This is a genomic window from Erwinia psidii, assembly GCF_003846135.1.
GTDB classification, from domain to species: domain Bacteria; phylum Pseudomonadota; class Gammaproteobacteria; order Enterobacterales; family Enterobacteriaceae; genus Erwinia; species Erwinia psidii.
The window spans coordinates 256,527-277,621 of sequence record NZ_RHHM01000001.1; the positions used below are offsets into that span (position 1 = coordinate 256,527).

16 protein-coding genes are annotated in these 21,095 nt (G+C 52.1%); 4 read left to right on the forward strand and 12 right to left on the reverse strand.

All coding sequences use genetic code 11. The annotated features are described in order from the left end of the window. Positions 1-2: 2 nt before the first annotated feature. The 8 genes from nuoH to lrhA all read right to left on the reverse strand — a co-directional run bounded on the left by nuoH (position 3) and on the right by lrhA (position 10,406). Positions 3-977 carry an NADH-quinone oxidoreductase subunit NuoH gene (nuoH, locus tag EB241_RS01085; RefSeq protein ID WP_124231390.1) on the reverse strand — a complete coding sequence of 325 codons (975 nt, stop codon included), beginning with the start codon at positions 975-977 and terminating at the stop codon, positions 3-5. Then, a complete protein-coding gene (gene nuoG, locus EB241_RS01090) occupies positions 974-3,700 on the reverse strand; it encodes an NADH-quinone oxidoreductase subunit NuoG (protein ID WP_124231391.1) in 2,727 nt (908 codons plus the stop codon). The genes nuoH and nuoG overlap by 4 nt, the downstream gene beginning before the upstream one ends. A gap of 207 nt (positions 3,701-3,907) precedes the next feature. Continuing rightward, on the reverse strand, positions 3,908-5,254 hold the full coding sequence (nuoF, locus tag EB241_RS01095; RefSeq protein ID WP_124231392.1) for an NADH-quinone oxidoreductase subunit NuoF: 1,347 nt from the start codon (positions 5,252-5,254) through the stop codon (positions 3,908-3,910). Further along, positions 5,251-5,766, reverse strand: coding sequence for an NADH-quinone oxidoreductase subunit NuoE (nuoE, locus tag EB241_RS01100; RefSeq protein ID WP_124231393.1), 516 nt, complete (start codon positions 5,764-5,766; stop codon positions 5,251-5,253). The genes nuoF and nuoE overlap by 4 nt, the downstream gene beginning before the upstream one ends. Positions 5,767-5,768: 2 nt before the next feature. Next, positions 5,769-7,568: an NADH-quinone oxidoreductase subunit C/D gene (gene nuoC, locus EB241_RS01105; RefSeq protein WP_124231394.1), complete on the reverse strand. Its 1,800-nt coding sequence runs from the start codon at positions 7,566-7,568 to the stop codon at positions 5,769-5,771. Between the two features lie 108 nt (positions 7,569-7,676). After that, complete coding sequence (locus EB241_RS01110) at positions 7,677-8,351, reverse strand: NuoB/complex I 20 kDa subunit family protein (protein ID WP_124231395.1); 675 nt, start codon at positions 8,349-8,351, stop codon at positions 7,677-7,679. A 15-nt stretch (positions 8,352-8,366) separates the two neighbouring features. Beyond that, positions 8,367-8,804, reverse strand: coding sequence for an NADH-quinone oxidoreductase subunit A (locus EB241_RS01115; protein ID WP_124231396.1), 438 nt, complete (start codon positions 8,802-8,804; stop codon positions 8,367-8,369). Between the two features lie 672 nt (positions 8,805-9,476). Then, positions 9,477-10,406: a transcriptional regulator LrhA gene (gene lrhA / locus EB241_RS01120; RefSeq protein ID WP_124231397.1), complete on the reverse strand. Its 930-nt coding sequence runs from the start codon at positions 10,404-10,406 to the stop codon at positions 9,477-9,479. An 853-nt stretch (positions 10,407-11,259) separates the two neighbouring features. Here lrhA and EB241_RS01125 point away from each other — a divergent pair. Both EB241_RS01125 and yfbR read left to right on the forward strand, forming a co-directional pair. Continuing rightward, positions 11,260-12,474, forward strand: a complete 1,215-nt coding sequence (locus EB241_RS01125) for a pyridoxal phosphate-dependent aminotransferase (RefSeq protein ID WP_124231398.1) — start codon at positions 11,260-11,262, stop codon at positions 12,472-12,474. A 131-nt stretch (positions 12,475-12,605) separates the two neighbouring features. Next, on the forward strand, positions 12,606-13,202 hold the full coding sequence (gene yfbR, locus EB241_RS01130) for a 5'-deoxynucleotidase (protein ID WP_124231399.1): 597 nt from the start codon (positions 12,606-12,608) through the stop codon (positions 13,200-13,202). A gap of 4 nt (positions 13,203-13,206) precedes the next feature. On the opposite strand, the gene EB241_RS01135 is transcribed toward yfbR, so the two are convergent. From EB241_RS01135 to yfbV, 4 genes are all read right to left on the reverse strand, one after another. Continuing rightward, positions 13,207-15,081, reverse strand: coding sequence for an SLC13 family permease (locus EB241_RS01135; RefSeq protein ID WP_199737284.1), 1,875 nt, complete (start codon positions 15,079-15,081; stop codon positions 13,207-13,209). A 130-nt stretch (positions 15,082-15,211) separates the two neighbouring features. Further along, on the reverse strand, positions 15,212-15,403 hold the full coding sequence (locus tag EB241_RS21910) for a hypothetical protein (protein ID WP_124231401.1): 192 nt from the start codon (positions 15,401-15,403) through the stop codon (positions 15,212-15,214). Positions 15,404-16,118: 715 nt separating this feature from the next. Next, positions 16,119-16,613, reverse strand: a complete 495-nt coding sequence (locus EB241_RS01145; protein WP_124231659.1) for a YfbU family protein — start codon at positions 16,611-16,613, stop codon at positions 16,119-16,121. A gap of 144 nt (positions 16,614-16,757) precedes the next feature. Next, positions 16,758-17,210: a terminus macrodomain insulation protein YfbV gene (gene yfbV, locus EB241_RS01150; RefSeq protein WP_124231402.1), complete on the reverse strand. Its 453-nt coding sequence runs from the start codon at positions 17,208-17,210 to the stop codon at positions 16,758-16,760. Positions 17,211-17,540: 330 nt separating this feature from the next. Here yfbV and ackA point away from each other — a divergent pair, with 330 nt between their 5' ends. Both ackA and pta read left to right on the forward strand, forming a co-directional pair. Next, complete coding sequence (gene ackA, locus EB241_RS01155) at positions 17,541-18,743, forward strand: acetate kinase (RefSeq protein ID WP_124231403.1); 1,203 nt, start codon at positions 17,541-17,543, stop codon at positions 18,741-18,743. Positions 18,744-18,914: 171 nt separating this feature from the next. Next, on the forward strand, positions 18,915-21,065 hold the full coding sequence (gene pta / locus EB241_RS01160; RefSeq protein ID WP_199737285.1) for a phosphate acetyltransferase: 2,151 nt from the start codon (positions 18,915-18,917) through the stop codon (positions 21,063-21,065). The last annotated feature ends 30 nt before the right edge of the window (positions 21,066-21,095 follow it).

Below are 21,095 nucleotides of genomic sequence, written 5' to 3' on the forward strand. Positions count from 1 at the left end.
CCTCAGGCGTTACAGAGGATCACTGCGGCAGTTGCCAGCAGGTTCAGCAACGTTAACGGCAGACAAACTTTCCAGCCGAACGACATCACCTGGTCATAGCGCGGGCGCGGTAGCGCCGCACGGATCAGAATGAACATCATCATAAAAAACGCCGTTTTGATGGCAAACCAGAAGACAGGCGGCAGCCAGGGGCCGTTCCAGCCGCCAAAGAACAGTGTCACGATCAGCGATGAGACGGTGACGATGCCGACATATTCACCAACGAAGAACAAACCGAATTTCATCCCGGCATATTCAATGTGATAACCATCGGCCAGCTCCTGCTCCGCTTCAGGCTGGTCGAAGGGATGTCGGTGACAGACCGCCACGCCCGCGATGGCGAAAGTCACAAAGCCAAAGAACTGCGGAATGATGTTCCACAGGTGCTGCTGGCTGTTGACGATATCGACCATATTGAACGAGCCTGCCTGCGCCACCACGCCCATCAACGACAGGCCAAGGAACACCTCATAGCTCAGGGTCTGGGCAGAGGCACGCATCGCACCCAACAAGGAGTATTTGTTGTTGCTGGACCAGCCAGCGAACAACACCGCGTACACCGCCAGCCCAGCCATCATCAGAAAGAACAGCAGACCGATATTCAGGTCAGCGCCCATCCAGGTGGAAGTGACCGGCACGATTGCCATCGCCAGCAGCAAGGAGGTGAAAGCGATCATCGGAGCAAGGGTAAAGATCACCCGATCGGTAAAGGGCGGTGTCCAGTCCTCTTTAAAGAACATTTTGATCATGTCCGCCACCAGCTGTAACGAACCGCCCCAGCCAACGCGGTTAGGTCCGTAACGGTTCTGGAACAGACCGAGCAGGCGACGTTCGCCAAAGCTCATAAAGGCACCGCAACCCACCACCACAAACAGAATAGCCAGGGCTTTGCCGACGGCAATGAGCACCTCAATAACGTCCGGTGTCAGCCAACTCATTGTACCGCCTCCCGCAGATTGTCAATACTGGCACCCAGCAGGAACGGCGGAATTCCCGGCATCCCCAGCGGCAGCCCCACCTGCCCTGCCTGTAACGATGCTGAGAATCGCACCGGCAGGCAAAGCGTTTCACCTTCACAGCTGAATTCAACCGCCGTCCCGGCATTAACGCCCAGTTCAGCGGCATCGGCCGGATTGACCATCAGGTAAGGCTCAGGCATACGCTGCTGAATAACCGGCGAACGCTGGGTCATCTCCTCGCTGCCGAACAGCTGGAAGTATGGTGCCACGCGCCAGCGGTTTTCCTGACGGGTAAAGGCGGCAGGCACCGCATCAAACCACGCGAGTTGGCCACTCCCGGCCTCAAACAGGCGCACACCCGGATCGCCATTGCGCAATTTACCGCCCACTTCATCCTGGAATTTGTTCCAGGCCTGGGGAGAGTTCCAGCCTGGTGCCCATGCAAACGGAATTTGCGAACGGGCGGCGGACGGCTGGTTGTTCCCTTCCATCGAGAAGGCAAACATGGTGTCTTTATCCTGTGGCTGGCGCGGTTCGTGCACGCTGATGTTGGCACGCATTGCGGTACGACCACTGGATCGGGCTGGAGAACGGGCCAGTTTCTGACCGCGAATACGGAAGCTGGCATCCGGCGCGGCATCCTTGATCCCGGCCAGCTGCGGCAGCGCCGTTACGCAGGCGTCTATCACATGATCCAGCTGCGTCCAGTCAACCGCACGGCTGGTGATGGTGCTTTGCAACGAATGCAGCCAACGCCAGCTCTCCAGCATCGCAACGTTACTGTCGTAATACGCCGGGTCATAGACCTGGAAGAAACGCTGGGCGCGGCCTTCCTGATTAACCACCGTGCCGTCGCTCTCGGCAAAGCTGGCGGTGGAGAGGATCAGACCAGCCTTCTCGCTGGTTTTGGTGCGCTGATGATCGATAACGATCACGTTTGGCGTATTGCTCAGTGCCGCATCTACCAGATCTTTAGGCGCATGGCGGTAGAGATCGTTTTCCATGACGATTACCGCATCTGCCGTGCCATCTGAAAGCGCATCCAGGGCCGCGTCAAGCGGCTGGCCACCGATCATGCCCAGGCCCACGCTGTTTGAACTGCCTGCCAGCAGGGTAATACCCACCTCAGCACCACGTCCTTTCAGCGCTTTGGCCACGTTCGCTGCCGCCTGGATCATCGCTTCGCTACCGGCGTGAACCCCGGAGATAATCAACGGTTTTTTCGCACCGGCCAGTGCCTGAACCACCACGTCGATTCTGTTGCTCAGATCCCTGTCGAGACCGTCCACGGCTGGCGCGGTCTCATCCAGCGCGTGAGCGATAGCAAAACCGACACGGGCCTGATCTTCCACCGGGGCGCGATAGCTCCAGGCGGCGATATCATCCAGACGGGTAGCATCGACATTGGTGACAAACAGCGGATGTTTGGCGTGCTGGCCAATATTCATAATCGCCGCGATCTGCCAGTCAGCCACTTTCTGCGCGGCGGCCATTGCCCGTGCTTTACCTTTTACCGCCTGACGAACCGAGAGCGCCACACGGGCACCCACCTGCGTCAGGTCCTCACCCAGCACCAGCACCGCATCGTAGCTTTCAATTTCCCGCAGCGCTGGCGTATGAATACCGCTGTCACGCAGTACCTGCAGCATCACTTCCAGACACGCCTGTTCACGCGCGGGTATGCCGGTGAAGAAATTTTCCGCGCCCACCAGTTCACGCAGGGCAAAGTTGCTCTCCACGCTGGCGCGTGGTGAGCCGATACCGATCACTTTATTCGCCTGACGCAATACATCTGCCGCTCCCTGCATCGCCTGTTCGGCGTTCAGCGCAATCCAGTCGTTGCCCCGTCGTTGCATCGGCTGACGCGGGCGGTCTTTCAGATTGACATAGCCGTAGCCAAAGCGACCACGGTCACAGAGGAAGTACTGGTTGACGGTGCCGTTATAGCGGTTTTCAACACGACGCAGTTCACCATAGCGCTCGCCCGGACTGGTGTTACAGCCGATGCTGCATTGCTGGCAGATGCTTGGCGCATACTGCATATCCCACTTACGGTTGTAACGCTCAGAATGCGTCTTATCAGTGAACACGCCGGTGGGGCAGATTTCGACCAGGTTACCGGAGAACTCGCTCTCAAGCACGCCGTCTTCCGGGCGACCAAAATAGACGTTATCGTGCGCGCCATACACGCCAAGGTCGGTGCCGTCGGCGTAATCTTTGTAGTAACGCACGCAGCGGTAGCAGGCGATACAGCGGTTCATTTCGTGAGAAATGAACGGGCCGAGATCCTGATTACGGTGGGTACGCTTGGTGAAGCGGTAGCGGCGGAAGCTGTGTCCCGTCATCACCGTCATATCCTGAAGATGGCAGTTACCGCCCTCTTCACAGACCGGACAGTCATGCGGGTGGTTGGTCATCAACCACTCCACCACGCTTTCACGAAACTCTTTTGCTTCACCATCATCAATAGAGATAAAGGTGCCATCCGATGCCGGTGTCATACAGGACATCACCAGGCGGCCACGGGTATCGTCGGCATTCTGGAATTGCTTTACCGCACACTGGCGGCAGGCACCGACGCTACCGAGCGCCGGATGCCAGCAAAAATAAGGAATATCAAGACCAAGTGAGAGACAGGCCTGAAGCAGGTTGTCTGCACCACTGACGTCATATTCTTTACCGTCTACATGAATTGTAGCCATAGTGAACATGCTCAAGTAAGGCCCCAAAAAAGGGCGTTAAACACAATTCTTATTTGCCTTTCATCTTTCCGGTCACAGCAGCATTAACCGCGTTCCCGTACCCGGTCACTTACCGTAGTAAGCATCCCGGTCGCGTTCTCCTGTCGCTTTACGGCAACCGGAAAGCCCTGGGCAAAATGAGCGATGATTTTTCACATCTTAATTTTTTTACCAGCGGGCTTTCAGCAGGTTGGCCTGAATACCGGCAATGGCATGGGCGTTGCTGTAAACCTGGGGCGCAATGCCCGCTTCGAACTCGTCGCGGAAATACTTAATGGCGCTTTGCAGTGGCTCTACTGCACCTGGCGCATGCGCACAAAAGGTTTTGCCGGGGCCAAGCTGGCGACACAGTTGCAACAGGGTTTCAATATCGCCCGGCTGGCCTTCTTTTCTTTCCAGCGCACGCAGAATTTTCACGCTCCACGGCAATCCGTCACGGCATGGCGTACACCAGCCGCAGGATTCACGGGCAAAAAACTCTTCCAGATTACGCACCAGGGACACCATGTTGATTTCGTGGTCAACGGCCATTGCCAGCGCGGTACCCAGACGGCTACCGGCTTTACCGATGCTGGCAAATTCCATCGGCAAATCGAGATGCGATTCCGTCAGAAAATCGGTGCCTGCACCGCCCGGCTGCCAGGCTTTGAATTTCAGTCCGTCGCGCATGCCACCGGCATAATCTTCCAGGATTTCGCGGGCAGTGGTACCAAACGGTAGTTCCCAGACGCCGGGATTTTTTACCCGACCAGAGAAGCCCATCATCTTGGTGCCAGTGTCTTCGCTGCCGGAAATACCCTTGTACCACTCCACGCCGTTGGCGAGGATCGCCGGAACGTTGGACAGGGTTTCGACATTGTTGACGCAGGTTGGCTTGCCCCAGGCACCGGCGGAAGCCGGGAATGGTGGCTTGGAACGCGGGTTGGCGCGACGGCCTTCCAGCGAATTAATCAGCGCGGTTTCTTCACCACAGATGTAGCGTCCCGCACCGGTATGCACGATCAGTTCAAAGTCAAATCCGGTGCCGAGGATGTTTTTCCCCAGATAGCCCGCTTCGGTTGCTTCCGCGATAGCCCGGCGAAGATTCACCGCCGCCTCAATATATTCACCACGCAGGAAGATATAGCCACGGTACGCCTTAAGGGCGAAAGCACTAATCAACATGCCCTCCACCAGCTGATGCGGCATTTGCTCCATCAGCAGGCGGTCTTTATAGGTGCCCGGCTCCATCTCATCGGCGTTACACAGCAGGTAACGGATGTTCATGGATTCATCTTTGGGCATCAGGCTCCACTTCAGACCGGTGGAGAAGCCTGCCCCGCCACGACCTTTCAGGCCAGAATCCTTCACCGCGGCCACAATCTCATCCTGAGACATGGTTTTCAGCGCTTTATCTGCACCGGCGTAGCCATTTTTACTGCGGTACTCGTCAAAAAAGACCGGCTGTTTGTCATCACGCAGACGCCATGTCAACGGATGTGTCTCCGCAGTACGAATGATCTGTTTAACTGTCATTGATACTGCTCCAGTAAAGTGACGATGTTTTCCGGCGTCAGGTGAACGTGAGTATCTTCATCCACCATCATCGTCGGGCCTTTGTCGCAGTTACCCAGGCAGCAAGTCGGCAGCAGCGTGAAACGACCATCCGCGGTGGTCTGACCGGGTTTGATCTTCAGGTTTTCTTCCAGTGCCGCCTGGATGCCCTGGAAACCGGTGATATGGCACACCACGCTGTCGCAGTAACGGATCACATGGCGCCCCACCGGCTGACGGAAGATCTGACTGTAAAATGTCGCCACGCCTTCCACATCGCTGGCCGGGATACCCAGCACCCCGGCGATAGCGTTGATGGCACCATCAGGTACCCAGCCACGCTGCTTCTGGACAATTTTCAGTGCCTCAATCGAGGCCGCGCGGGGATCTTCGTAATGATGCTTTTCATGTTCAATGGCGTCATGTTCAGCGGCACTCAGCACAAAGGTCGCGCTGTCTTCGATGGTTTCAATTGCTATTCGTTGATCGTGCATAATTAACGGTCCACGTCTGACATAACAAAATCAATACTACCGAGGTATACGATCAGGTCGGATACCAGGCTGCCGTTGATCACCGACGGGATCTGTTGCAGATGCGGGAAGCTGGGCGTACGCATGCGTGTGCGGTAGCTCATGGTGCTGCCGTCGCTGGTCAGGTAGTAACTGTTAATCCCTTTGGTCGCCTCAATCATCTGGAAGGATTCGTTCGCCGGCATTACCGGACCCCAGGAAACCTGCAGGAAGTGAGTGATCAGGGTTTCGATATGCTGCAACGTGCGCTCTTTTGGCGGCGGCGTGGTCAGCGGATGATCGGCTTTGAAGGGGCCTTCCGGCATGTTCTTCAGGCATTGCTCAAGGATGCGCATACTCTGGCGCATCTCTTCCATCTTCAGCATAACGCGTGTATAGGCGCAGCTGACGCCATCGCCAATTGGCACTTCAAAATCGAAGTTTTCATAGCCGGAGTAGGGACGCCATTTACGCACGTCAAAATCCAGGCCGGTGGCACGCAGGCCTGCACCGGTAGTCCCCCATGCCAGCGCTTCATCCAGTCCGTAAGCGGAAACGCCTTTGGAACGGCCAATCAACACCGAGTTTTTCAGCGCTGTTTGTTCGTAAGCCTTCAAGCGTTTTGGCATCCAGTCAAGGAACTCACGCAGCAGGCGATCCCAGCCTTTCGGCAGGTCGTGCGCCACGCCACCGATGCGAAACCAGGCCGGGTGCATACGGAAACCGGTGATCGCTTCCACCACATCGTAAATTTTCTGGCGATCGGTAAAGGCAAAGAACACCGGGGACATCGCCCCAACGTCCTGAATAAAAGTGGAGATATAAAGCAGATGGCTGTTTATACGGAACAGCTCTGAAAGCATCACCCGAATAACGTCGACGCGTTCCGGGACTTTAATACCGGCGAGTTTCTCAACGGCCAGCACATAAGGCATTTCGTTAACACAGCCGCCGAGATATTCGATACGGTCGGTATAGGGAATATAGCTGTGCCAGGACTGACGCTCCCCCATTTTCTCCGCACCGCGATGGTGATATCCCACATCCGGCACGCAGTCGACGATCTCTTCCCCATCCAGCTGCAAAATGATGCGGAAGGCACCGTGCGCCGAAGGATGGTTCGGTCCGAGGTTGAGGAACATAAAGTCTTCGTTGGCAGTGCCACGTTTCATGCCCCACTCTTCCGGCTTAAACGTCATCTGCTCCATCGCCAGATCTTCCGTCTGTTTTGTCAGCTCAAACGGATCGAATTCGGTGGCGCGCGCCGGATAATCTTTACGCAGCGGATGGCCTTCCCAGGATTGCGGCATCATGATGCGCGTCAGGTGCGGGTGACCATCAAAAGTGATGCCAAACATCTCCCAGGTTTCGCGTTCATACCAGTTGGCATTGGGGAAAATGCGGGTGATGGTCGGCAGGTGGAGGTCCTTTTCAGACAACGCCACCTTGAGCATAAGGTCACGATTACGCTCAATGGAGATCAGATGATAGAAGACGGAAAAATCCGCGGCAGGCAAGCCAGCGCGGTGCGTTCTCAGCCGTTCGTCCATGCCGTGCAAATCGTACAGCATGACATAAGGCAATGGCAGCTTGCGCAAAAACTCAACAATTTCCAGTAATTGTTCACGCTTCACCCACACCACCGGGACACCGGTGCGGGTTGGCTGAACGGTAAAGGCATCAGGGCCAAAACGGTTACGCAAATCCTGGACAACCGGATCATCGAGATGATCCCGGGTTTGCCATTCTGGTTGGGCAAGATCTTGCGTGGTCAAATCTGTCATAAGTCGTTCACCATATGTGTGACTCAGTATTGGCATCAGGATGGGTCGGTGGCGTATGTAGTTTTATTGTGCGCCAGCTCATTCAGGCCACATCCATTAATGTGCTTTTTAAATTTCGTCCGGGGTACGCAGGGTAGTCACCGCGATACGTTCACCCTGCTTTCTTTCACGTTCTGATTGCATATTGGCGCGGTACACGCCCTGATCGCCCACCACCCATGACAGCGGACGGCGCTCTTTACCGATAGATTCCTGCAACAGCAACAAAGCCTGCATATAGGCTTCAGGACGCGGCGGACAGCCTGGAATGTAAACATCCACGGGCAGGAATTTATCAACGCCCTGCACAACGGAGTAAATATCGTACATCCCACCAGAGTTGGCACAGGCCCCCATCGAAATCACCCACTTGGGTTCCAGCATCTGATCGTAAAGACGCTGTACCACCGGAGCCATTTTGGTAAAGCAGGTGCCGGCCACTACCATAAAGTCAGCCTGGCGCGGTGAAGCACGTATCACCTCTGAACCAAAACGGGCCACATCATGTACTGAGGTGAACGAGGTCGTCATCTCTACATAACAACATGAAAGACCGAAGTTAAAAGGCCAAAGAGAGTTTTTGCGTCCCCAGTTCACCATATCGTGAAGCGCATGTTCCAACTTGCCCATATAGACAGTCTGATTAACGTGCTTTTCAAGGGGATCGGTAACGATTTCCTGCTTCTGCAATGGGTAACGGTCGTTCTCACCGTTCGGATCTGCGCGGGTGAGCGTATAGTCCATTTTTATGCCTCGCTGTTACTGCGTACGACGTTTGGAATGCGAAATGGTAGTTGGCCTGACCACGACGCGACGCGGCGGCGGTGCCCAGTCAAGCGCGCGAATGCGCACCAGATAAACCAGACCCGCGAGCAGGACCAAAATAAATATGCTGGCTTCGACAAAACCGGTCCAGCCACTCTCACGGATGGCCGTCGACCAGGCGTACAAATAGAGGGCTTCCACATCGAAGATGACGAAAAACATGGCAACCAGGTAGAACTTGGCAGACATGCGTAGCTTGGCCGTGCCGACGGGAGCGGCACCTGACTCGAAAGGTGTGTTTGTATAACGTCCGCGGGCTTTTCCACCCAGAAACCATGCTCCGGCCAACATTGCGCAACACAGACCGATGGAGACGATCAGAAATACAGCAAACGCCCAATGATGAGCGGCGACTTCAGTAGTTGTTGACATACACTCTGCTTTATTCAAAACGTGATTTACGGCGTCCTGCTCTGATGACTGGCAGGTTACCGACCACGGGATTCAATAGAAAAAATAAAAAACCATACCAATTTTACTGTCTTTATTGATTAAGCAGCAATTTTATGGGGTTTTTTACTCCTTTAAACAACCTTTTGTCAACTTTAACAAAAGTATCGCTACATTATTTTACATTCGCATCATTTATTTAACATTCAGCGCATGAAAATTGAGCTAAATCGTGCCAGCTACGTTCTGTGAATTGAGTGTAGCGGGTATTTCCCTGTCTGGATCGTGGATTTAACAAAATGTATTTTCGCAGGAATTGCCCTCTTTTCCTTCCCCTTATCGGGGTTATTTTTTTGATCCAGAACACAGTTTTGTCTTTTAAAAGCAAAAATGTGATTTACAACGACCGTTTTAAAAATCAATTCAGGTTGCGTCACGGTAGCCTGATAACAATATAAAAATGTTCTTTTTTGGTACTGTTTTTTTTTTCAGCAACAGAGTAAAAATACGAAGCATAAAGCACAGAAACTGCCGACAAAAAGCAAAAAAAAAGCCCTTTAGCGAAAAAAAATCACTAAAAGGCTTTTTTATAAGAATAATGGTTATTACTTGATGATAATTAACAATTAATCCCAAACGACAACATTTTGACGCTTACTCATCCTCGTCATCAGAAAAAGCGGCGCTGTCCGCTACTCCGGCGGTAAGATTATAGGGATCGTTGCTTGATTCCATCGCATTGAAAATAGCCAGTGCCAGCTCACTCGAACTGTCCGGGTTACGGCAAAGCAGATACTCCGTGTCGGGTAAAACCGGCAAGCCTTCAGCCGCACCCATAACACGTAATTCAGGACTCATCATCTCGACCGGACGGGCAGTCACTCCCAGACCAGCTTTAACCGCAGCGCGCACGGCAGCCAGAGTTGAGGCAACATAAGAGATTCGCCAGGGAATGCCCGCTTCATTAAGGTGGTCAATTGCCATATCCCGGTACGGGCTTGGTTCATCTAACAGCACCAGAGGGATCGCCTCTCCGCGTTGGAAAATATAATCAGCAGCGCAGTACCAGAGTGTTGGTGAGGTGCGTAATACCTGCCATGTAAAGTTCATCGGGCTGGAGGTGGTGACGACAAGATCCACTTCCCCCTGATTCAACATTTCCATCATGAAGGGATTACGCTTCACCCGCACGTCGATTGCCAGCTTTGGATAAACTGAGGTCACGCGGTTAAGCAAAAACGGCAGAATAGTATCCGACGTGTCGTCAGAAGCACCGATGGTCAATACCCCCTGGATGTTGCTGTACATCAGCGATGTGCAGGCTTCATCATTGAAGCGCAAAATTTTTCTGGCATAGCCCAGCAACTGAATGCCGTGCTCAGTCAGTAATTTATTGCGCCCGTGGCGGGCGAACAGCTCTTTGCCTACCAGCTGCTCCAGCCGCTGCATTTGCTGACTCACGGCAGATTGCGTACGACATACCGCTGCAGCCGCAGCCGCAAAAGTATTCAGATCGGCAACCGCAACGAAGGTTCTCAGCAGATCGAGGTCGAGATTAAGGATAGGACGATTTGCACTGGTCATGTTTTCTTCACTTTATAAGTTTTTTAATAACAGCTACCCTGGTGTTATTACCATACATATCAAAAGGATAAGAAGGCAACAATGTGGTAATGCCTGAGATTTTAATCACCGCGACATTACTTTCTAACGCAGACGTTGCAGCTCCAGCGACCATAATACCTTTGGTTGAAACCAGAGATGGTGCGCGAGGAAACCCGTACATCTGATACATCACTAATACGTCTTTCGCTCTCCCCCAAGATGTAAAAAGGAGTGGTCACAGGGGCGGTTTGCGTTTCAGTACATCAGTACAAGCTAACCCCATTTTCTTGTTACAGAGTCAAAACTCATTTCGCACTTGTATGTTGTCGTTATATGAATGTAACAATAAATAACATTTAACATTCAGCACGGTAAAACCGTTAATCTTTTGCCTGGCATGCCTTGATCCCAGGTACCAAATCTACTCAACATTATCCTGACATACTGTCGATTACTTTTTAAGCCTAAATCTGGTTAATCTTATCATTAAAGTGATATTTTATTGGTAACTCCTTATGACAAAAGCTTGTTTGTATAAAAAACTATCATTTAGTGCATTTTTTCCCCTAAAAAAAGCGACCTGATACTTTTTTTTTTTGTACTTATCCTGAATGGGCAATCATCTCATAAGGTTCGTTTTTTAACCACTCAATTAAGATACATTAAATAGTCTAACCCTCCCTTTATCCACTAAAAGTTACCAAAAATAACCAGCACGGCACTGGTGGCCTGCTAAAAGCAATGCCGCCACTTCAAAAGCACTTTCGAGAGGAGTACATTGTGCTGGTTCGCTCCCCACGGCAGGAATGCAGCTTAGTCAAAGGCAAAACAGATGACCCCAATTGATAAATCCAGCAAACTGGACAATGTGTGTTACGACATCCGCGGCCCGGTGTTGAAAGAAGCAAAACGACTGGAAGAAGAAGGCAACAAAGTCCTCAAACTCAACATAGGTAACCCCGCCCCGTTTGGCTTTGAAGCACCTGATGAGATACTCGTTGATGTGATCCGCAATCTTCCCAGCGCACAAGGTTATTGCGACTCCAAAGGGTTGTATTCCGCCCGCAAGGCCATCGTTCAGCACTATCAGGCCCGTGAGATGCGTGATATGACGGTGGAAGATGTTTATATCGGAAATGGTGTATCAGAGCTGATTGTACAGTCGATGCAGGCGCTGCTTAACAGCGGCGATGAAATGCTGGTGCCGGCACCTGACTATCCATTGTGGACAGCCGCAGTTTCGCTATCCAGCGGCAAAGCGGTACATTATCTTTGCGATGAATCCGCAGGCTGGTTTCCTGACCTTGATGATATCCGCAGCAAAATCACCCCACGCACCCGTGGCATTGTGATCATAAATCCCAATAACCCAACCGGGGCTGTCTACAGCAAAGAGCTACTGCTGGAAGTGACTGAACTGGCACGTCAGCATAACCTGATCATTTTCGCTGATGAAATCTACGACAAAATTCTTTATGACGCGGCACAGCACCATTCAATCGCGGCATTAGCGCCAGATTTGCTGACCATCACCTTTAATGGCCTGTCAAAAACCTATCGGGTTGCCGGCTTCCGTCAGGGCTGGATGGTGCTTAACGGTCCGAAAAAACACGCCAAAAGCTACATTGAAGGTTTGGAAATGCTGGCGTCAATGCGCCTGTGTGCCAATGTACCGGCACAACACGCCATTCAGACCGCATTGGGTGGCTATCAGAGTATCAGTGAATTTATTGTGCCTGGCGGCAGACTGTATGAGCAACGACAGCGGGCCTGGGAGTTGATTAACGATATTCCCGGCGTCAGCTGTGTGAAACCGGACGGCGCACTTTATATGTTCCCGAAGATTGATGCTAAAAAGTTCAATCTGCATGACGATCAGAAAATGGTGCTGGACTTCCTGCTACAGGAAAAAGTATTGCTGGTGCAGGGAACCGCATTTAACTGGCCATGGCCTGACCATGTACGTATCGTCACCTTGCCCCATGTTAACGATCTCGAAATGGCCATCGGCAAATTTGGCCGTTTTCTGGAAGACTATCGTCAATAATCGTTCAGGCTCTCAGTGCCTTGCATGCAACCAGCCCGGTCAGTTGTGGCGCTGTATATCTTTTGCATAAGAGGCACGGTGCCTCACCGGGAGCCTTATTTCGGCTCCCCGTCACAGGGAAACCGTCGCCAATGAATCAAAGTCATTTTTTTGCTCATCTGTCGCGTCTGAAGTTAATCAACCGATGGCCGCTGATGCGCAATGTACGAACCGAGAACGTTTCTGAGCATAGTCTGCAGGTAGCGATGGTTGCTCACGCGCTGGCGGTGATTAAAAATCAGAAGTTCAATGGCAATCTCAATGCTGAACGTATCGCACTGATGGCGATGTACCATGATGCCAGCGAAGTGCTGACCGGTGATTTACCTACCCCGGTGAAGTATTACAACGCACAAATCGCGCATGAATACAAAAAAATAGAAAAAATCGCCCAGTTAAAGCTGGTGGAAATGCTGCCGGAAGAATTACGTAGCGCCTATCGTCCGTTGCTGGATGACCAGCAACGTAGTGATGATGAGACTGCCATCGTCAAACAGGCTGATGCGCTCTGTGCCTACCTGAAATGCCTTGAGGAACTCTCCGCAGGCAACCACGAATTTCAGCTGGCTAAAGCACGGCTGGAAAAGACTCTTAGCGCACGCCACAGCCAGGAGATGGACTATTTTGTTGAGGTGTTTGTTCCAAGCTTTAACCTCTCGCTGGATGAAATAAGCCAGGAGTCGCTTTAAAAGCTCAGAACGGAAACAGCACCGGCACCAGCATCACACTGACCGCCATAATCAGAAAGGTAAAAGGCACGCCAATTCTGACAAAATCACTGAACCGATAGCCACCCGGTCCCAGAACCAGCGTATTCACTGGCGACGAAACCGGTGTCATAAAGGCAGCGGAAGCCGCCACGGCAATAATCAGGGCAAACGGATAAGGCGAAACGCCCATTTGATCAGCCGCAGCGATACCAATAGGCGCCATCAGCACCGCGGTCGCGGTGTTGGAAATAAACAAACCGATAGTCGCGCAAAGTATAAACAGACATAGCAGCATAATACGCGGACTTTTGTCCCCCGCCAGATCCATCAGCACGTCAACAATCAACTTTACGCCGCCGGTTTTCTGCAACGCCAGGGCAAAAGGCATCATACCGACAATCAGGATAATGCTCGGCCAGTGAATTGCCCGCCAGGCGCTCTCCATATCAATACAGCGAAATTTCCCCATCAGCAGACAGGCTATCAGTGCAGCAACCGCATTAGGTATTTCGTTGGTCAGCATCAGCGCCACCATCAGCGCCAGGCAGAAAATCGCATGGGGAGCCTGGCTGTTTGCCGGCACAACATCGTCCACCTCAGCGGGCAAATTCAGCAGAATAAGATCGCGTTTCTGCTGCTGCAACTGAGTGATTTTTTTCCAGTCACCAATGACCAGCAGCCTGTCGCCCAGCTCCAGAGGCAGATCGTTGAGTGCCCCTTCGGCCACTTCTTCTTTACGCCGTACGCTTATCACACTGACGCCATAACGGGAACGGAAAGCGATTTCGCGCAGCGTTTTGCCTTGCAGCTCCGAGTCGGGGATCACCAGCACCTCCGCCATGCCAACATCCTGTGCGCGTTCGGAAAAATACTCGCCACGCAGAATCATCGGCTCCAGCATGTTAACACTACAAAATTCGCGTAAATCAATGTCAGCCGCAGACATGTCAATTAACAACACATCCCGCGCGTGAAATTCTGTCGTCCCGGTAACCGGCACCATCACCCGACGAAACTTGCGCCAGCGTTCAAGTCCCACAACATTGATACCGTAACGCTGGCGCAGCTGTAAATCATCCAGCGGCTGTCCAATTAAAGGTGATCCCGCCCGCACGGCTAACCGTCTGGCCCGGCCAGTCAGTTTGTAATCACGGATCAGATCGCGAAATGTCCTCCTGATCCCTTTTTTTGCTTCATCCTGATTATCCGGTGTTACCAGCCAGAAACGGGCTATCAGCATATAGCCAATTCCCAGTATCAGTGCTGCCAGCCCAACAGGGGTCACATCAAAGAAACGAAATCCCGTCAGTCCTTCCCTGAGCAGCTCACCGTTGACAATCAGGTTAGGCGGCGTTGCAACCAGCGTCATCATGCCGCTGATCAAGCCTGCAAAACTCAGTGGCATCATTAGCCGTCCCGGCGAGGTTTTCATTCTGGCAGCCACGCTGATAACCACCGGAATAAAAATAGCGACTACGCCGGTAGAGCTCATAAAAGCGCCCAGCCCGGCAACGGTAATCATCAGCAATATCAACATTTTAGATTCACTACTGCCCGCCATTTTAATCAACCATTCCCCCATTTTCAGGGCAACGCCGGTGCGTACCAAACCTTCACCAATGACAAACAACGCCGCGATCAGAATAACATTTGGGTCGCTGAAACCGGCGGTTGCTTCCTGCAGGGTGAGTGTCCCGGAGAGGACAAAGACGATAATGACCAACAGCGCTACCACGTCCATCCGCAGCTTACCGCTGATAAACAGTACAATAACGAAAGATAAAAGGCTGATAACCCAGATCAGTTCTTTATTCACAATTGTTCTCTTGTTGAAGGACGAGGTAACAGAGAATGCCATGAAATTAACCCCGCTAATGCGGGGTTAAATCATAACTTAATGCTTTCTGTGAACATCAATCATCCCATCCGGGTTTATTATGAATAACCAGTCCTTTCAGTGAAATCAGCTGCATAGCAACTTCACTCAGTCATGGTGAATCAGACGACACATTCACCGCAATCACATGGCAGCCTGCCGATAACCCGGAGAGTACACCGGCTGCCACATCTTCCAGCACCCCGCACGCTTCCGGCTCCAGTCGCTGAGCGCCGGGCAGATAAGCATCAGGGGTGGGTTCGGCGTTATCAACCGGTAGCGACCTGCGTTTATAAATGTTCAAACCTGCATTTACCCAGGTTTTTCAGCTCACATTAGTTGCAACCAGCGCTTGCCTCAAACCCACTGCAAATAAACCTGCACTTATTATCCCAGGCCTGCACTCCATTTTCACAAACCCAGATTAGGTGCAAATAAAAATCACCAGATGCCGCGGAAAAACAGCGCTGAAAACCTCTTGTTACGCCAAGGCCAGTTTAGCAGGTGGCGTTCAGGGTACTTTGTGACCGATATCAGGCCTGCGATTCAATAAATCCCAGCGTAAATTGTTCTTTGCCTGCCTGGGAGATTAATTCAGGATTCTCCGGGTACCAAGCCAGTATTGTGAAGAATACGGAGCCGCCGATAATACTCCGGCTATCTCCTGTTTTCGTATGCAGCCCCCCATACATTCTGGTATGTCATTTTGATGATCCTGAACCTGAGTGCGGTAATCAGCCAACAATATTGCTCCATCTTCTGTCGGGGCAATATCCGCGGCCCATGATCCTGCCGGTGGGTATAGCGCGGTCTGAGTAAGTCATTCAATGCCCGGTACACCGACGTGGTAGAGAGTCCACGCAGCTCACTGAGCAGGATGCCGCCTGTGATCCATGCGAGGCAAAAGCTGGCCAAAGCCCCTAACTGGCAGTGGCTCTAAAATTGGGGGGACTTCAAATCCACCAGCGTACCATGCAGATCAAAAAGAAAATCTTTACACTTCATTCCGCTTTTCCCTCTCAGGCATTGATGATTTGCGCAATCTCATTCGCACTCAAATGATACTGTCTTGGGCTGGTGTGCCACGCAATCAGCATTCGTTGGTATTTTTGCCACATCGGCGTTTGCGCATTAAATCCATGCGTACCGGAATCAAAATGGGTATAACGCCCCTCAACATTCACCATAAAGCGCACGTAACCGAGGTAACGGGCTTCAGTCGCGGCGTCAAAACCGAGGAAAGCCAGCCGACGTTGGTCAACGGCAGAGCGCTCTTTCAGATTACTCCAGGATACCTGCAGGGCGTGATGCATCTCCATGATATCAATAATGGTGCGGCACACCTCTTCGCTAAGCTGACCAAATTCGCGGTCAAGTTCGCGCATTTGCAGGCCGTAACCACGTTCAATAATCGTTTGCTGACGGCGATAGCGTTCTGCGTTATCCGGGTCGAGCATACTCATCATTTTATACTGGTTAGAAAGGATCAGGCGTTGGGCATGGGTCATTTCCATCATTCGCTCCAAAGTCACAAAAACAAAACAGATGTTGAAGGGGATGACGCAAGGATCGCATAACCAGTATTAAGGCCGCACAGCAAACGAAGACTTCTTTGACACAGGCCAGGTTTTTACCTGTGAAAAGAAGAAACTCCATCATCAGAGATCGTCGAGAAATGTCTTATCCAGCTGTTTGAAGGCACGTTTCAGCACTTCAGCCAGCGACTGATAGGTGGGTTTACCTTCCACCGGAGACAGCGCCAGACCTGAGGCCAATAACTTCTCGCGCACGCTGTGGAACCAGTTGAGCAACACCGGGGGCAACGGCGTAACTGAACGTTTACCTAACCACCACAGCCCCTGCATCGGCAAACTACAGGCAAACAGCGCCGTGGCAACAGCCGGGCCCAACTGACCGCCAAGCGCGATCTGCCATGTGAGAACAAAAATGGCCAGCGGCGGCATGTAACGGATGGCAAAGCGGGTTGCTTTGCTGACGCGATTTTCAGGAAAAATGGGGGCAAGACGCTTATCGACAGGCCATGTCTCCATATAGTGTTGTCCATACTGAAACAGTTTAAACCAACCGACGGAGCCGGATTCATTAGCCATGTCAGACCTCAACTTCAGAGATAAAAATTAAAAAAAAAGCACAACACAGCAACTTTGCCTAACATCTTTCAAAATATTTTGTCTTTAAGAGACACACTGGTTATCCTGTGCTCGATTTTTTACTTGCTGTAAACACCATGCATTCCGTCTGATTAGTCAGGTAGGTTGGCATGGAAAACGCAACAAATTTCAGCTTTTTTATAAGATTTTTTTGCTTTCAGACAAAATTTGCGACCAGCATGATATTCGTCATCAATAAACCATACCTCATGCAGTACGCTGATAGTCTGATTGCTTTTTTTTCGCCACTTTAACCAATAGGGACCTTCCATGTCGAGTAAGTTAGTTTTGGTTCTGAACTGCGGTAGTTCTTCACTTAAATTTGCCATTATCGACCCGGCAAATGGTGAGGAATTCCTCTCCGGTTTAGCCGAATGTTTCCACCTGCCAGATGCACGTATCAAGTGGAAAATGGAAGGCGCTAAACAGGAAGCGGAGCTGGGCGCTGGCGCCGCCCACAGTGAAGCACTTAACTTTATCGTTAAGTCCATCCTTGCACAAAAACCTGAACTGTCTGCACAAATTACTGCCATTGGTCATCGCATCGTTCACGGTGGGGAAAAACTGACGCAATCGGTCATCATCGATGAGGCAGTGTTGCAGGGAATTAAGGATGCCGCTTCCTTCGCACCCCTGCACAATCCGGCACATCTGATCGGTATTGATGAAGCCATGAAAAGCTTTCCACACCTTTCTGATAAGAATGTCGCTGTTTTTGACACGGCTTTCCATCAGACTATGCCGGAAGAGTCATGGCTATACGCCCTGCCTTATCATTTATATAAAGAGCATGGCGTTCGTCGCTATGGCTTCCACGGCACCAGCCACTACTACGTTACCCATCAGGCAGCTAAACAGCTGAATAAACCGCTGGATCAACTGAATATCATTACCTGCCATCTGGGTAATGGCGGTTCAGTTGCAGCGATTCGCAACGGTGAGTGTGTGGATACCTCAATGGGGCTAACCCCGCTGGAAGGCCTGGTAATGGGCACCCGTTCAGGCGATATCGATCCGGCGATTATATTCTTCCTGCATGACACGCTTGGCATGAGCCTTGATGCAATCAACAAAATGCTGACCAAAGAGTCAGGTTTGCAGGGACTGACCGGCGTAACCAGCGACTGTCGCTATGTGGAAGATAACTACGCAACCAAAGAAGATGCCAAGCGCGCGATGGATGTTTACTGCCATCGTCTGGCGAAATACATCGGTTCTTACTCCGCCCTGATGGATGGCCGTCTGGATGCGGTGATCTTTACCGGTGGGATCGGTGAAAACGCCGCAATGGTGCGCGAACTGACCCTGAAAAAACTGACCCTGCTCGGCTTTAACATCGATCACGATCGCAACCTTGCCGCCCGCTTTGGTCAATCCGGCTTCATTAATAAAGAAGGTACGCGCCCTGCCCTGGTGATCCCAACCAACGAAGAATTAGTTATCGCCCAGGACGCACGTCGCCTGACGGCCTGAAACCTGAATACCGCCAGTTCCGGCTGGCGGTGTGGTTTTCAGCTACGAACAACCAACCAAGCCTCACCGGCATCCCATGCGTTATTTCACACCAGAATGCTGTAGCGAATCATGGTCGGGCAACATCACTGTCATCGACGCTGATGAGGATTAAAATCTGAGAGGTTTATTGTGTCACGAACTATTATGCTAATCCCGACAGGCACCAGTGTCGGCCTCACCAGTATCAGTCTTGGCGTTATCCGTGCGATGGAACGCAAAGGCGTACGCCTGAGCGTATTCAAACCCATCGCCCAGCCGCGCACCGGCGGCGACTCACCTGATCAAACAACCAACATCATTCGCAAAAGCTCCACAATCCCCGCGGCCGAACCGTTACCGATGAGCCGGGTTGAGTCATTGCTCGGGTCCAATCAGCAGGATGTGCTGATGGAAGAGATTATTGCCCGCTACCATGAAAATACTAAAGATGCTGAAGTGGTGCTGGTAGAAGGCCTGGTGCCAACCCGCAAGCATCAGTTTGCTAACGCGCTGAACTATGAAATAGCCAAAACGCTGAATGCAGAAATCGTCTTCGTTATGTCGCTGGGCAATGACTCCCCTGCCCAGCTGAAAGAACGTATTGAGCTGACTCAAAGCAGCTTTGGTGGCAATAAAAACAAAAATATCATTGGCGTAATCATCAACAAACTCAATGCGCCGATGGACGAACAGGGCCGGACACGCCCGGATCTGTCTGAAATATTTGATGATTCCACCAAAGCCAGCATCGCGAATATCGATCCCAGACACCTGTTCGCCAACAGCCCGCTGCCGGTACTGGGCTGCGTTCCATGGAGTTTCGATCTGATCGCCACCCGTGCCATCGACATGTGTCATCATCTCAATGCGGAAGTGATCAACGAAGGCGATATCAATACCCGCCGGGTGAAGTCTGTCACCTTCTGTGCACGCAGTCTGCCGCATATGCTTGAGCACTTCCGGCCGGGATCGCTACTGGTAACATCAGCAGACCGCCCTGACGTGTTGGTTGCTGCCTGCCTTGCCGCGATGAACGGTGTGGAAATTGGTGCCATCCTGCTGACCGGTGGCTATAAAATTGATGAGCAGATCAACGCGTTATGCCAACGGGCATTTGCTACTGGCCTGCCGGTTTTTATGGTAGCAACCAATACGTGGCAGACGTCCCTGAGCCTGCAAAGCTTTAATCTGGAAGTACCCGCCGACGATACCCAACGTATTGAGCGCGTCCAGGAATACGTCGCCAGCCACATCGATTCCGACTGGATCGAGTCACTGACCGCCGCCTCTGAACGCAGCCGCCGCCTGTCTCCGCCGGCCTTCCGCTACCAGCTGACCGAGCTGGCCCGCCAGGCTGGCAAACGCATCGTATTGCCGGAAGGCGACGAACCGCGCACGGTCAAGGCCGCCGCCATCTGTGCCGAACGGGGCATTGCCACCTGTATCCTGCTGGGTAATCCAAACGAAATTCAGCGTGCAGCCACCGTTCAGGGCGTCGAGCTGGGTAAAGGGATTGAGATTGTTGATCCTGAAGTGGTACGCGAAAACTACGTAGCCCGTCTGGTAGAACTGCGTAAGAGCAAAGGGATGACCGAAGTGGTCGCCAGGGAGCAGCTGGAAGATAACGTCATGCTTGGCACCATGATGCTGGAGCGTGGTGAAGTGGATGGTCTGGTTTCCGGTGCGGTTCACACCACGGCCAATACTATCCGCCCACCGCTACAGCTGATCAAAACCGCGCCGGGCAGTTCACTGGTTTCTTCCGTATTCTTCATGCTATTGCCAGAACAGGTGCTGGTATACGGTGACTGTGCGATTAACCCGGACCCGAACCCGGAACAGCTGGCTGAGATCGCCATTCAGTCTGCGGATTCTGCCACCGCTTTCGGTATTGAGCCGCGTGTGGCAATGATTTCCTACTCCACCGGCAACTCCGGTGCTGGCAGCGACGTGGAAAAGGTACGTGAAGCCACCCGCATCGCACAGGAAAAACGCCCGGATCTGATTATCGATGGCCCATTGCAGTACGACGCCGCCATCATGGATGATGTTGCAAAATCAAAAGCGCCAAATTCGCCGGTTGCCGGTCGTGCTACTGTATTCATCTTCCCCGATCTGAATACCGGTAATACCACCTACAAAGCGGTACAGCGCTCTGCTGACCTGATCTCTATCGGACCAATGTTGCAGGGCATGCGTAAGCCGGTAAACGATCTCTCCCGCGGTGCGCTGGTTGACGATATCGTCTATACCATCGCCCTTACCGCTATTCAGTCTAAACAGGCTGAAGCACAGCAATAAGGCCGCCAACGCGGCCTCAGACTGCTGGCA

Bases quoted from the DNA above. Each gene is read 5' to 3' on its own strand.
- nuoH (WP_124231390.1), bottom strand. From the start codon at position 977: ATGAGTTGGCTGACACCGGACGTTATTGAGGTGCTCATTGCCGTCGGC.
- nuoG (WP_124231391.1), bottom strand. From the start codon at position 3,700: ATGGCTACAATTCATGTAGACGGTAAAGAATATGACGTCAGTGGTGCA.
- nuoF (WP_124231392.1), bottom strand. From the start codon at position 5,254: ATGACAGTTAAACAGATCATTCGTACTGCGGAGACACATCCGTTGACA.
- nuoE (WP_124231393.1), bottom strand. From the start codon at position 5,766: ATGCACGATCAACGAATAGCAATTGAAACCATCGAAGACAGCGCGACC.
- nuoC (WP_124231394.1), bottom strand. From the start codon at position 7,568: ATGACAGATTTGACCACGCAAGATCTTGCCCAACCAGAATGGCAAACC.
- EB241_RS01110 (WP_124231395.1), bottom strand. From the start codon at position 8,351: ATGGACTATACGCTCACCCGCGCAGATCCGAACGGTGAGAACGACCGT.
- EB241_RS01115 (WP_124231396.1), bottom strand. From the start codon at position 8,804: ATGTCAACAACTACTGAAGTCGCCGCTCATCATTGGGCGTTTGCTGTA.
- lrhA (WP_124231397.1), bottom strand. From the start codon at position 10,406: ATGACCAGTGCAAATCGTCCTATCCTTAATCTCGACCTCGATCTGCTG.
- EB241_RS01125 (WP_124231398.1), top strand. From the start codon at position 11,260: ATGACCCCAATTGATAAATCCAGCAAACTGGACAATGTGTGTTACGAC.
- yfbR (WP_124231399.1), top strand. From the start codon at position 12,606: ATGAATCAAAGTCATTTTTTTGCTCATCTGTCGCGTCTGAAGTTAATC.
- EB241_RS01135 (WP_199737284.1), bottom strand. From the start codon at position 15,081: ATGGCATTCTCTGTTACCTCGTCCTTCAACAAGAGAACAATTGTGAAT.
- EB241_RS01145 (WP_124231659.1), bottom strand. From the start codon at position 16,613: ATGGAAATGACCCATGCCCAACGCCTGATCCTTTCTAACCAGTATAAA.
- yfbV (WP_124231402.1), bottom strand. From the start codon at position 17,210: ATGGCTAATGAATCCGGCTCCGTCGGTTGGTTTAAACTGTTTCAGTAT.
- ackA (WP_124231403.1), top strand. From the start codon at position 17,541: ATGTCGAGTAAGTTAGTTTTGGTTCTGAACTGCGGTAGTTCTTCACTT.